The organism is Spirosoma arboris (genome assembly GCF_009754945.1).
GTDB classification, from domain to species: Bacteria; Bacteroidota; Bacteroidia; order Cytophagales; family Spirosomataceae; genus Spirosoma; species Spirosoma arboris.
Map to the genome: position 1 here is coordinate 73,536 of NZ_WPIN01000018.1, position 12,973 is coordinate 86,508.

11 protein-coding genes are annotated in these 12,973 nt (G+C 48.1%); all 11 read right to left on the reverse strand.

Features of this window, described 5'->3' with window-relative positions:
- Nucleotides 1-14: 14 nt before the first annotated feature.
- From GO755_RS32465 to GO755_RS32515, 11 genes are read right to left on the reverse strand one after another with little or no spacing between them, the layout of a single operon-like run.
- Entirely contained in the window at nucleotides 15-887 is an 873-nt protein-coding gene (locus GO755_RS32465; protein WP_157589606.1) for an alpha-1,2-fucosyltransferase, read from the reverse strand.
- A 42-nt stretch (nucleotides 888-929) separates the two neighbouring features.
- Complete coding sequence (locus GO755_RS32470; RefSeq protein ID WP_157589607.1) at nucleotides 930-1,886, reverse strand: hypothetical protein; 957 nt, start codon at nucleotides 1,884-1,886, stop codon at nucleotides 930-932.
- Nucleotides 1,887-1,940: 54 nt separating this feature from the next.
- A complete protein-coding gene (locus tag GO755_RS32475) occupies nucleotides 1,941-3,377 on the reverse strand; it encodes an MOP flippase family protein (protein ID WP_157589608.1) in 1,437 nt (478 codons plus the stop codon).
- A 5-nt stretch (nucleotides 3,378-3,382) separates the two neighbouring features.
- On the reverse strand, nucleotides 3,383-5,602 hold the full coding sequence (locus tag GO755_RS32480) for a GumC family protein (RefSeq protein ID WP_157589609.1): 2,220 nt from the start codon (nucleotides 5,600-5,602) through the stop codon (nucleotides 3,383-3,385).
- A 4-nt stretch (nucleotides 5,603-5,606) separates the two neighbouring features.
- Nucleotides 5,607-6,461 carry a TolC family protein gene (locus GO755_RS32485; RefSeq protein ID WP_227687176.1) on the reverse strand — a complete coding sequence of 285 codons (855 nt, stop codon included), beginning with the start codon at nucleotides 6,459-6,461 and terminating at the stop codon, nucleotides 5,607-5,609.
- A gap of 29 nt (nucleotides 6,462-6,490) precedes the next feature.
- Nucleotides 6,491-7,690 carry a glycosyltransferase gene (locus GO755_RS32490; RefSeq protein ID WP_157589610.1) on the reverse strand — a complete coding sequence of 400 codons (1,200 nt, stop codon included), beginning with the start codon at nucleotides 7,688-7,690 and terminating at the stop codon, nucleotides 6,491-6,493.
- Nucleotides 7,687-9,246: an O-antigen ligase family protein gene (locus GO755_RS32495; RefSeq protein ID WP_227687177.1), complete on the reverse strand. Its 1,560-nt coding sequence runs from the start codon at nucleotides 9,244-9,246 to the stop codon at nucleotides 7,687-7,689. The genes GO755_RS32490 and GO755_RS32495 overlap by 4 nt, the downstream gene beginning before the upstream one ends.
- Nucleotides 9,201-10,394 (reverse strand): glycosyltransferase family 2 protein, encoded by a 1,194-nt coding sequence (locus GO755_RS32500; RefSeq protein ID WP_157589611.1) that lies wholly within the window; start codon nucleotides 10,392-10,394, stop codon nucleotides 9,201-9,203. The genes GO755_RS32495 and GO755_RS32500 overlap by 46 nt, the downstream gene beginning before the upstream one ends.
- Nucleotides 10,395-10,404: 10 nt before the next feature.
- Nucleotides 10,405-11,358 carry a glycosyltransferase family 2 protein gene (locus GO755_RS32505; RefSeq protein ID WP_157589612.1) on the reverse strand — a complete coding sequence of 318 codons (954 nt, stop codon included), beginning with the start codon at nucleotides 11,356-11,358 and terminating at the stop codon, nucleotides 10,405-10,407.
- Complete coding sequence (locus GO755_RS32510; protein ID WP_157589613.1) at nucleotides 11,337-12,506, reverse strand: sugar transferase; 1,170 nt, start codon at nucleotides 12,504-12,506, stop codon at nucleotides 11,337-11,339. Before GO755_RS32510 ends, GO755_RS32505 begins: the two co-directional genes overlap by 22 nt.
- A 26-nt stretch (nucleotides 12,507-12,532) precedes the next feature.
- Nucleotides 12,533-12,943, reverse strand: coding sequence for a response regulator transcription factor (locus tag GO755_RS32515; protein ID WP_157589614.1), 411 nt, complete (start codon nucleotides 12,941-12,943; stop codon nucleotides 12,533-12,535).
- Nucleotides 12,944-12,973 lie beyond the last annotated feature (30 nt).

Here is a 12,973-nt window from a genome sequence, read left to right on the forward strand (position 1 = left end):
TGATGTGAACCGGATTAGAGTGATAACCAGGAAGGTGGGAGCAAGTCCCTTGTATCCCAGTCGGGTTTATCCTTGTACCAGTTCTTGGGAGTGATCACCAGTTTGTCAGGATTTGGATTGAGCCAGGCACCCCACCAGCTAAATGAGCTATTGGCAATAATGTGGTGATGACAATGGCTCATCAGAACCAGGTCGGCCACATCGCCGGTTGGGCCGGTGTTCTGGACAAAAACGCTATCGCTGGGCAATGGTAAATTTTCCTTAACCCAGTCCTTATCATCGCTGAAGACGAAGAAATGGGGGTTTTTAATTTCCTTTGTCACATACCGAATTGCCTTCTTATAATAGTCGAGCCCCACAAATCCGAACGTTTTACTGAACTCAGGATGGTTAACGTAATCACCCCGCCGAACGTGGATAGAAACCGGCACGGGGGTATCCCGAATCTGTTGTAAGTATTGATCGAACTCAGGACTGGGCGTTTTGCTCAACTGAAAGTCGCGCCGAATGATGTCTGCACTATCCCGGAAATAAGCCTCCGACTGCCAGAACCCTTCCATAATAACACAACCCGCACGCGACTTGAGGATCTGTTCGTCGAAGTGAAATTGTTTTTCCTTTAAAAATAGAAAAAAGGGTTTCAGACTACGGTTTGGCAGGAGTTTTGTTGATTTAGAAACATACTCAACCGGCGACTCCTGAAGCGTACGATAGGGAGCTGAAAAATTCCCAAGTTTGAACGAACGTGAGGTATCATCATCGTATTGATATAAGTAATAACTCAGGTCTACGTACAAAGGGGTTTTATTTTTCAATGAGAGGTGACGAGCAACCGCATACTGAAAAAGCTGATTTCCTAAACCACTGGTTATCCTGCTGATAATCATGACAATTCTGTTTTTTATAAATACCTAAGTGGGCGATTGGTGTCAGAAATGGGTACTCAGAAACGTGAAAATCTCATCCCGATTTCGGGCGTGTAAAATCGTTGCCCCCGATAGTTTGGGGAATAGCGTTTCGTATTCGTTAAAGGCATGCTCGTGCCCCCATTTCGGATTCGACAGAATAATGTTTGTGCCACCGAAACAACTGGCCAGGGCTGCTGTACCCCCGTGCATTGAAATAAAATGGTCGCAGTTGGCATAGACCATCAGTTGCAGGTGATTGTAATTGTTGACCACAGATGGATGATACTTGGTGAACAGATCGTCCATCAACAGCACCTCGGGATAGTTTTTTCGAAGCCAGTTGTGTTCGTGCAGCGACATCGTTTCGCTGTTATCCTCTACAATCTGGCTGGGCAAGGGACGGTTGTAAATGAGTTGATACCGTGCGCCATACGTTTGAATAATGCGTTCGAGCGTTGGTATATCCAGAAAGTTGATGGGCGATTGATCCCATTCTATATTATACTTATTGGCAATAATCAGCAGCGGTTTGTCATAGACAAATACATCGTTCTTGTAGTGAGCCTTGAACGGAACCTGTGCCCAATTGCGAAAACTATACGAATTGCTATGTGTCATATTGGGTATATCATAGTGCCCATATGACTCTGTCCAGACCCGTTTCTCAAACCGCTCTTCGTGTTCTGGACTAAAAAAATAAAATTCTTTCGTGCGCCAGGCCGAAATGGTTTTTTTCAGCGTGCCATTCAAGTAATGCCAGTACGCGAACGGGATAACATAGCGAAGCTCCTGATCAAATTCACCCTGATAGCTGATGACTTTGTATTTTTTCTTCAGGATGTAATCCCGTATTACATAGCGGCCCTGGACCAGTTTGCAATAGTAATTGTCGCGTATAAAATAGTGCAGATCCTTATGGAGCTTCGGATGGTTTAGCCAGGCTACTAGATAAAGTGATTTTAAAATAAGCCGTTGCATGGGTTAGTTATAGGCTAATTTGATAATTCAGGTTTATTCGTTCGTTTGGAAATCTCACGCTGCCTTACCCAACGTTTTGAGTTCTGCCAATGGAAACTTATACCGAAGCGTTAGTCCAATGTAAATCAGGCCACCCAGCACAATCTGCACAATGGTATGTACAACACTGATCGAATCGGCGTATGATTTGTACAGCACAATAGCGCCTACCATGAGCAGACAGAATAGGATCGGTTTCGCAATGGACTGAGCGAATTCGCCCAGGAACGGCCCAATCAACGTATGAACAATCCGGAAATTCATCACCAGATTGGCCAGTGTCGCCAGCATAAACGCCAGTGCAATACCAACAACACCCCAGTACTGAGCAAGCACGTAAACGAGTGGTACTTTAATGAACAAGGTGATCACATTTAGGAAAAAAAGTAGTTTCGGTTTACCTTTCGAAAAAGCCAGCGTAAAGAGCGGATTGCTGAGGAATGTGAAAATGCTGACGAAAACAAAAATGCGAATGAGTTGAATCGTGGGCTCCCAACCAGGACCATAGAAAAGTGGTACCACACTATCGGCGGTGATAAATAAGCCCGCCAGTAAAGGCAGGTTTACGTAAGTAAGTAAATCCAGGATGGACAGATACGATTTCTTGAGCTCATCGGTGTCTCCTTTCAGGCGGGCCAGAATGGGGTAGGCCACCTGCAACACAATCGGACTGAGTTTGGAAATGGGAAAGACCGCCAGTTGCGACGCCAGCGTGTAATAGCCTAACTGTTTTACACCCAGCATACCCCCAACCAGAATGTTGTCGGAGTTGGCCTGAATAAATCCGACAATTCCATCTCCCACATTGTAGAGCCCGAACCGAAGGTGATCTTTGATCAGATTCAGATCAAAGGTTAACGTGGGCGTGAACAGACGGCCTCCATACACCAGTTGAAGTACTGATTTTATGGTTTGTTGAGCTAGTTGACCAAAAATCAGGGCTAATTCGGCGAAACCCATATAGGCCAGCCCAATAGTTGTACCGCAACCAATGATCGTACCGGCCATGTCGATGGTGGCTACCTGCTTAAATTGCAGTTCTTTCTGTAATAAAAACAGATAGATCTGACCGACGTAAACAATGATAAAATACAGAGACGATAATTTAATGACCGGTTCCAGCCGGGGTTCTTTGTAATAGGCCACCACTAGTGGCCAGCTAAAGAAAACCAGAATGCCAACCACTAATCCAAGCGCCAGATTCAGCAAATAGATCGTGGATAAAACCTGCTGATCTTCTTCCTGTTTGTAAATGATGGAATTGGAAAAGCCCAGGTTGGCAAAAATGCTGAAGAATGCAATCAGCAGAGTACTAACACTGACAATTCCGAAAACGGATGCTTCCAGTAGGCGGGCCAGTACCGCTACCTGTACAAATTGCAACAGGGTGGATAGAGCCGTTGAAAGGCTCATCCACTTGCCACCGCTAATTGCCTGCTGCTTGTTGTTCATGTCGACTATCGGTTAAGCGCCTTCTCTTTTTTGGTAGAACGGGTGGCTGCTGTGGGAGCATTGTAGGGGCTGTTGCGGACTAAGCCCTGCTCCATGTCGTTGAGACTTGGTGCGTCGACGTTACTATCTTCTACCTTGTTCAGCGTAGCCAGCACGGGCTGCTTCGCTGTCTTGAGGTATTGAGCATAAAGCTGTTTATCCCGCCGTCCCCATATCGTATGCAACGTGAAAATCAATATCGAAACGGCACTGCGGCTGACCAGATGCAGCGGAAGTGGGCTGCTAACGAGCGGAGGAAGTTCCATGATAATTTTGTTGAAAACCGTTGCTGGCAATGAACTATCATTCGGCAGCAAATCTTCCGGCTCACGAACATTCCTGAAATTCGGATGGATCTCGTAGGGATAAAAATAAATACCTTCCTGCTCGAAGGGTTGATCGGAAGCTTCCAGGCGAGGGTAGTAGTACGCTATTTGTTCACCAGATTCCGCAAATAGTCGCGCCAGACCGTGTGCAAGCCAGGTTTTACCCTGCTTCCCACGAGTGCTGAATAGCGTTATAACCGGCGGATACGATGGCGTACTACGCTGCTCTATGGTAATATTGATCGCATTGGCCAGTTGTTCAAACATGCTGGTAGCAGCTCGACTGGCGCGTAAATTGATCGCAAACTTTTTAACCGTCGGGAATAGCGCTGACATCGTAGTGCCAATGCGCTGTTCTGCCTGATCGGCGGAGTTAACCCGTTTATCGGCCAGCGTACGAAAGGCTGCCAGCAATAAGGCGATGACTAAACCTGCACCTGCGCCAATAGCCATAAAAAGCCAGCGTTTGGGAGGCTGGGGCGATAGCGAAAATACAGGTGGGTCCAGAACGGTTAACGCACCATCGATGGAAATATCCTGCCGATGAACAGTTGCCTGATTAAGCGACTGAACCAGGGCCATGTATTCTTTCTCGGCAACTTCCAGATCACGGGTTAACTGCCGCTGTTCTGATTCCAGCGGAGGAAATGCAGCCGATTCAGCCTGATAGTCATCCATCCGTTTCTTAACGATGTCCAGACGTGCGGCTGATTCTTCGTAGGCCAATACTTTATCCAGCCAGCCGTTGATCAGGGTTAGTTTCGGAATCGACTCGGCTGTATTGTCGGCCGCAAAATAATTCTGAGCAATCTGTTTCAACTCTGAAGAGACCTGATTGACTTTGGCCTGATACTGGTCAAGTACCGACTGAGACTGATTATTGGCGCGGGCATTGATCAACTGCGATTCAGCAGCAGTCAATTCGGCCTGCTTATCGGTTAACTGCGTATTGATTTTCAACAGTGTACCGCCCTGCGTCATACGCTGGGCCAGCGCGTCTCGGGCCGCCTTGGCCGCTCTGCTCTTCATGACCTCCTCATTATATTCAGTCACTAACGCATCGCGGGTAGTTGAGCGGGTTTTTAGCTCGTCTTCAAAATTGAGTACATTGTGTTGTACGTTGAAAGACTTTAGTTTCGATTCAGCCTGATCCAGACGTTTCTTGGCAGTCTTGGTATTTTCTTCATAATAGGTAACAACCGGATTCGTTTCGCTCCGTTTCAGCGACGAGTACCGCTCGTTCAGTTCGAGAATTGCCATATTCAACGTTTGCTGGGCAATTGCCGGGTCTTCGGCTTCGTAATCCAGATCAAGCATATCGCTTCCTCCTCTCCGTGAGGACTTAAGCTTTTTGCCGATTACATCTGCCGAATAATCTGAGCCTGAGAATAACAGTCTCCGAACCGGATTATCGGTCTGGCTCTGCGCCAACCGGTTAATCTGATTACGGGTGGAGTCTGGAATGCCAGAGCTAATCAGGGTCTGACGTAAGCTGGCCGGAATTGCCTGCTGTAGCTTTTGAAAACTGGCTACTGAAAGCTCGCGATCTGATGGCTTTTTTACGTACAAATGTTGTGTCAACATGCGCACCCCAACTTCATATAGTGTCTGGTTGGAATTGAGGGTGGTCAGTACGTTATCGAAGGCATTACTAACGCCCGAATAATCGACGTGGAAATTTTCTTCTGCCGATCGCAGCGAGTAGCCAGACGTGAATCCCGTATAAAGGGTTGCCTTGGTCTTGTACACCTGGACCTCATTGCGCATAAAATAATAAATGGCTCCAGCCCCCAGACAGGGGAACAAAATAAACCAGATGAGATGCCGCTTCAGGAGCCGCCCAAATTCGTGGAAATTCATAGGGCTATATGCGTTTCAGTTGACGAATAGGCACTCCAACAAAGAGTTCGAGTGCATAAATATTTTTGATAAACTGGGTCTTGGCCTGTTCAACCGTGGTTCGGCTTTCAGCGTATCGACTGCTGTTGTTGGCAGCCGCTTCAGGGGTGATTTTCCCCTTTTGCATTTCTACCTCTGCAATCCGATAAGCTGCCAGCGAGGATTGATCATCGCGCAGACGTATTTGCAATACCCGTTGCGACAACAGCAGGTCCTGGTAGAGGTTGAAAAGGTCTCGTTTTAGCTGAATTTCAGCCGTTCGTTTGCGCTCGGCATTGGCTTCAAATGTGGCGCGGGCCAGCTTAATCTCCTGAGGGCGAGCGAATATGTCGTGGATACTAACCGATAAATTAAAACCCACCCGGTAACCGTTGGAGATTTGCCCCAACTGATCATTGGCACTGGTACCTGTTGAGAGAATGGCCTGATTCCCCATTGAATAGTTGGCGAATCCACCAACATTGTTCAGGAGTTGCATTTTGGAAAGCTGGTAAGCTGCCTGCTGGGCTGTTGCCAGCGCACTCTCGAATTTAACGGCTGGCGAATAAGCCAGAGCTATTTTATACATCTCATCGAAGGAGATGAGCTGAACGGAAATGTCCTGATTAAAATCAAATGTCAGGCTATCCACTGGTCCGCTGGCTACAGTAGCTGCGAGTGGTTTTGTGGTAGATGCTCTCTGAGGTGTACCTCCCTGCCCGTAACTCACTCCATATCCCGCAATCCATAAAGCTAGCACCCATACGAACCGTAGGGTAAGGTGACTAAATCGATTGGCAATAGGTGTCTTCATGCTGTCTAAATGCCTTAATACTATCATGGTTAATTGGATAAAAACGCAATGTGCTACTACGCTGTCTGCTCCTGTCGCCAGGCTTTGGGAACGCGCTGAATAACGGCTTCGAACTCGTGGGCGCGTTCTGTCCAGGAGTTTCGGTTCGCCATATCGACCCGTTGCTGAACGCGCTCAGCATCTTTATCGGCTAGTGCACGGCGAAGGGCCTGAGCAAATTGTTCTGGCGTATCGGCCAGTTCAATAACACCGTCAAAATCGTCTAAAATCGAAAACGGAGTTGACACAACGGCAAGTCCGGCGGCCAGATACTCGTTGATTTTCAGCGGGTAAATGGTGTATGTATGTTTGTTGCACACAAACGGAATTAAGCCCACGCTCCACTTCGCCAGTAGTGGGGGCAACTCGGCAGGTTGATGGGGCGGAATAAATTTCACATTCGGAAATACACCTAGCCGTTGCGGTAACTGAGGTTCATGAACCTCGCCGATGAACTGAAATTCAACATCGGGCATCGTGCGAACACAGTGTTCCATCAGGTCGATATTAACCCGATTATCGGCAGAGCCCAAGTAACCTACGATCGGTTTTTCGGGTGGGTGCTGTTGAGCCAGTTGCCGGGTTTTGTTGAAAAGATCAAAATTGGCCCCGTTCTTCACGCAGTAGGTTTGGGGCTGCATCCGGGATTTATCCTGCCGTAACGTTTCCGACGTAGTAATCACCGCATCGACTCGTCTTAAATAGGCTTCTTCGTAACGCCCACCATGCCGACTCATCCAGTCGCCAGCCGTGGTGATCTCGTCGAAGCAGTAGTATAGCGTGGCACATTCATTCAACTTTCCCAACATAGGCAACCCAACCACAGGATTAAACGCATTGATAACCAGTGGTCGACGCATATTTAGCTGCTTCATGACCGACCGAAGTCGACCGATCAGGCGATTCGTATTCAATTGAAGAAGTTGATCATGTGGTTTTGTCGACAGCCAATTGATGGGAAGCATCATAGGCGGAGCCCACACATAGAGGTCTTCGCCACCTCCGTTGTCTATTTTGGTCAATGGATTACCAAACAGGATTTCCCCAGCGGGCTTATCTTTTCGTCCCGCTACGAAATCTTTAATCGTGTATAGGTAATCGACAAAGAGCACCCGATGACGAGCAGAGAGCTCTGTCATCAATTGTACTACAGCCTTCTGGAAATCGCCATTCCAGGAGGTTTGCGTAATGCAGATAATGCTGTCGAACTGTTTCATAACTGAAGTGTGGGAAGTTTTTGGAGTGTCACATCAGATGGCTGGTTTACTGGTCGTATATCCCACCGATAGCAGGTGACAATCAGCATTGTACTAATGAAAATGATCGTATCCGTTGGGAATTGACCCAGCACAGGGTTGGAATAAGCCATGACCGCCATCCCGACAAACTCGGCCAGAAAAGCGTACATAATTTTGATCAACCACGGGTCTTTCAATTGCCAGACCCGCCAGACGCCAAGCCCAACCAGCCCCAAAATCATAAGAATGTACAGCGTGAGCCCAACCTGACCCGTTTCAATCCAGAGTTCTACATACCAGCTATCGGGGGGTGTTTGCGCGGCCCAGTGCCAGGGCGAAAAGCGCGCTCCCATGTCCGTCGATGTACCGATACCCGCCCCAAATGGATAGTGCGATAGATACCCTTTCAATTTCTGCTGATTTTGCAGGCGTAGAATAAACGAAGGGTCGTTCATTGGAGTCAGGGCCGACCGCATTCGCTGCACCTGGTAATTGGAACTGCCCACACTGGTGTACAGCAGGAGTAAAACCAGCGGAACCGCCATCACTACGCCAATGGCGAGTTTAAGGAAATCGCGCTTGAGGAGCAGATAAAACGGAAATCCGGCCAGCATCACGAAAAGGGCACTACGCGTTCCCGAAACGGCATATCCCCAGAAGTAAACCAGTGCCAGTGCCAGAAAAAATAGTTTATGGAGTAGCTTTTTCTCTTCAAACACCCGAATAACCGCCACTACGGTAACGCCTGCCATTTCGCCCCCGAACTGAGCCGCATCGGAGTAAAAAGAAAAGCTGCGCAGTTGCCCAAAAAGGAGGTGGGTCACCGCATTATTCCCCGAGTTAAGCCAGATTGTTTCGTTTGTCGTGAGTCCAATGTACTGTTGCTTGAAGGCCCATAGCGCAGCAAGAAATGACCAGCCAAGCCAGGAGTTCACCATAATACGAATATCATTCCGGGTAATGGGTGTTACCAGTACAATGCATGCGGCAAAAAACCAGTGCATGGAAAAAGGTCGAACATGGAAGAACCAGGCTGGGCGATACGGAGCTTCTGGATTGAGTAATTCGATAAGCGTATACACAAACCAGATGGTGACCAGAGCGAAAGCTGGGCTGCGCATCCCACGCCACTCCATGCGGCTGCCGTTTACAAGCGTGCTCACCAGGGTCAGCGCCAACACACCATCGATAAGCAGGCCAACGGGAAACTCAACGGGGAAGAACCGGGTAAGACCAACAATAAAACTAAGGTGTAGGTACAGAAACAGGCCGAAGCGAGGCTCCATCATTAACACAATCATAATGACCAGACCAATGGGTAGCAGAATGGCTACACCTGCCCCGAGCGGCCCCATCCTGCTGACCAAATAACCCATGCCAACCGAGTACAAGGCTCCAAGGAGACTGTACATCCAGAATTGGCCTGAGTTGGGTCTGGTCAGAGAAAAAGCCGATTGCGCCATAACGTAATGAGTAACAACAACGTTAATTAAGTAAGGGAATTGACCGCATTTGCCCGGCGGACTTTTTCCCATGTGCCTGATTGGTTACCCCGCAAATAGCGAACCAAACCTGCCAGCGCACATACATTCATGAACGTAAAATAAAACGGAACAAAAACGGCCTTCCAGCGGAGTTGCCGTTTTTCCAGCAAATACCCTAGCCAGGAGGCCCCGTAAAACAATAGTTGAGCAGCTAAAAGCCAGCCCCAGTCAGAATTCCAGCCATCACGCAAAACAAGCCCTAGGTTGAGTAGCAAAATCAACGGCAAGCAGAGCGGTGTTACGGCCCAACGCATAACCCGGTGGGATACATACTCGAAGGTGAGCACCCCGTATCGAAATGGATTTAATAGTTTCTTCAACCAAACGATCGACTGGAACCCGCCCGCAGCAATCCGAATCTTTCGTTTCTGCTCGTCGATAATGGAAAAGGAGGGGCGTTCCAGCGCGTAGGCGTCGGGTTCATAAGCAACCCGGTACCCGTTCCCGGCAATCAGCAGCGAAATCATGAAGTCGTCCAGGATCGTATTGGGCGACACAGGTTCATAGAGTTCCGTCCGAACGGCGAATAACTCACCCGCTGCGCCAACTATTGTATGCAGTTCGGCATCCCAGCGCTTTAACTGCGATTCATACTTCCAGTAAAGGCCTTCGCCAGAGCCTGCAGCGGATTCACTATCTGTTGTCTGAATTCGTTTTTCACCAGCCACGGCACCCACTTCAGGGTCACGGAAGTGCCGCACAATGTTTCGGACGGCGTCCAGATTCAACTGTGTGTTGGCATCGGTAAAAATGACGATTGGGGTTTTAATCTGTTGCATGGCCATATTCATTGCCGCCACTTTACCCCGCCGTTCAGTTCCGCCGAGGATGTTGATCGCGTCGCCATAAGTCGTACGCAGCCACTCATCGGACCCATCGGTCGACCCTTCTGTTACAAACAGAAAGTGAATTCGCTCGCGTGGGTATACTTGTCCCAGCGAGTTTTCTACCTTAGCCTGCAGACAATCCAGTTCATTGTAAGCGGGTACAATCAGGGTTACGTCTGGCGTATAATCAGCCGACAGATCGGCTACTGGCTGCCGTTTGGGGCGTAGCTTAATGAGGGCCCATACAACCAGACCGTAGCCGAGGTATGTATAGACCACGAGTCCTATACAGATCAGGAGCAGTACTTCCATTCGTTTCGTATTAATTACCCGCTATAGCTACCGGCATAGATACAGATGTCGGTGGCTTTGTGGTGTGAGTCAAATTCCAGATAATGGCGTCTTTTACCGCTTTCAGGTAAGCGGGTTGCCAGGGTAACATGTACTGGATCAGAGCTTTGGGGAGGGCTAGGCAAAAATAATATAGGTAAAAAACCAGCAATGAAAAGCCCGTTACATTCCGACGCATAAACCACAGGCGATTGCGCGTGTGGTAGTACACCTTCATGGCATTGGCTTTTCCGACACTCATGGATTCACGGTGGTAAATCAGCGCATCGGGCTGGTAATAAATCTGAAAACCCGCCCGCCGGATTCGTGCCGACCAGTCGAGCTCTTCGTAATACAAAAAAAAGCTATCGTCCAGAGAGCCTGCTCGTTTCAGTACATCGCGGCTAACCAGCATGGCGGCACCGTGGGCAAACCAGGTTGGTCCGGGCTTATCATGCTGCCCCTGGTCGGGCTCCATGAGCCCAATGGCCCAGGTGCGCCCGGTAAAGCTATTCAACGGGTGATAGCCCGCATACTGAATGATATTTGGTTGATCGTGAAAGCGGATTTTGGGGCAGACAACGCCAACCTCTGGATGTTGCGAAAAAGGAATGAGTAATTGTTCTAGCAAATTCGGAGTAACTATGGTGTCATTATTAAGCAGAAAATAATAGTCGCCTTTAGCATGCTGAATACCCAGATTGTTTCCACCCGAAAATCCCAGATTTTCAGGGCTCACAACCAGCTTCACATTCGGATAATTACCTTGCTGAAGACGTTCGGCGAGGTCATCCTTTGATGCGTTGTCAACAACAATGACTTCAAAGCGTGGATACGTCAACGCTTTGGTTGATTCCAACATATCGCAGGTTACCTGTGCCTGCTTGTAGTTGATGGTAATCAGCGAAATTAGTGGCGTTGTTACTATACGTTTTCCTTCTGCCATACTGCTTTAAGGGTTCTCAAAAGAATAAGCATATCTGTGCGCAAAGAGAAGCGCTTGGCATACAAAACATCGAGCTGAATACGCTCCAGATCAGATACCTTTGCTCCACCCCGTTTCGTCACCTGCCATAATCCCGTCAAACCAGCCGGAGCTGCAAATCGACGGGCGTAGCCAATGTTTGTCAGTTTTTCCGCTTCATACAGAGGTAATGGGCGGTTGCCTACAAACGACATGTCGCCCCGCAGGATGTTGTATAGCTGAGGTAACTCATCAATACTGGTATTGCGCAGAACTTTGCCCAGACGGGTCACTCGTGGATCTTCTTTAAACTTGCTGAACATGGCCTTCGCCTGTTGTTCGCGATGATAAAGCGTTTCACAAATCTGCTTTTGATCCAGAAACAGTGGGCGCTGGCAGGGTAAATTGGCCAGTTTACACTGCTCACATAATTCGTCGGCAGGTTTTTCCTCAGCAACCTTATTGTACATATTCTGCGAGGCCATCCCCGCCAGCAGCTTATCGGCTCCGGTACTCATTGTACGAAACTTGTACATATTGAATATTCGGAATCCCATTCCCACCCGTCTGGACCCATAGAAGATAGGCCCTGGCGAATCGAGTTTAACCAATGCTGCCACAATCAGCAACAGAGGGGATATCATTAATAAGATCAGCAACGAAAGCCCAATATCGAACGCCCGCTTCCCAATCGGCATTCGAACCGAAATTGGCTTATAGACAACCCGTCCATTTCGCTGGTAGTCCCGTTTCTGAATCAGATAATTCAACCGAATCTGAAAAGCGGCCTCCGAATAATTGTAGGGAAATGCATCAATAACATAGCCGTGATAAGGGGCGGCTGTCAGATCAATGGATTCCTGGTCGGTTAAGAGAATAATGGGTATTTTAGTCCGGCTTTGTTTGGCCTTAAAGGCATTCATAAAGCCGCGTGTATTTAAGCTGTCGTTATATAAAATCAGATCAACAGGTTCATTATCATCCAGGTACGCAATAGCTGACCAGAAGTCTGGTACATCAACGACGGCGATCTGTGCATCAAATGCCCGCTGAAACGACTTGATCCGCCGATCGTCGTTCTCAACGTAAAGTATCCGAAATGGTTGACTGGTTTCGCTTCCTGCCTTCATGATTAGTAGATAGATTCAGGTTCTTATCAATCAGGATTTGGCTGGCCAACTTTGCTAGTCTCAATCCGGCGCAACACGGTTGAAATCTTAGTCTTCACCTCCATTGGGTTGAATGGCTTAATGATATAGTCGTCGGCTCCTAGGTTCAGGCAGGCGATCCGTGTATCACTGTCGGCGAAGGTCGATAACATGATGATTGGCAATTTTTTGAAAACCGGACTAGCGCGCAACATCGCAATCAGGTTTTTGCCATCCATATGCGGCATTTGAATATCTGACAGGACAATGTCGACTGGATTCCCTTCTTCCAGCCATGCCATGCCTTCCATACCATTCTCTTTGGTAGTTACTTCAAAATCATCTTTTAGGGTCTGTCGAAGTACTTTACGGATAAATGAATCGTCTTCAATTACCAATACATTATGCAGTTTTTTCATAGGGATTTACGAGGTTGCTCAGTAAAAGTA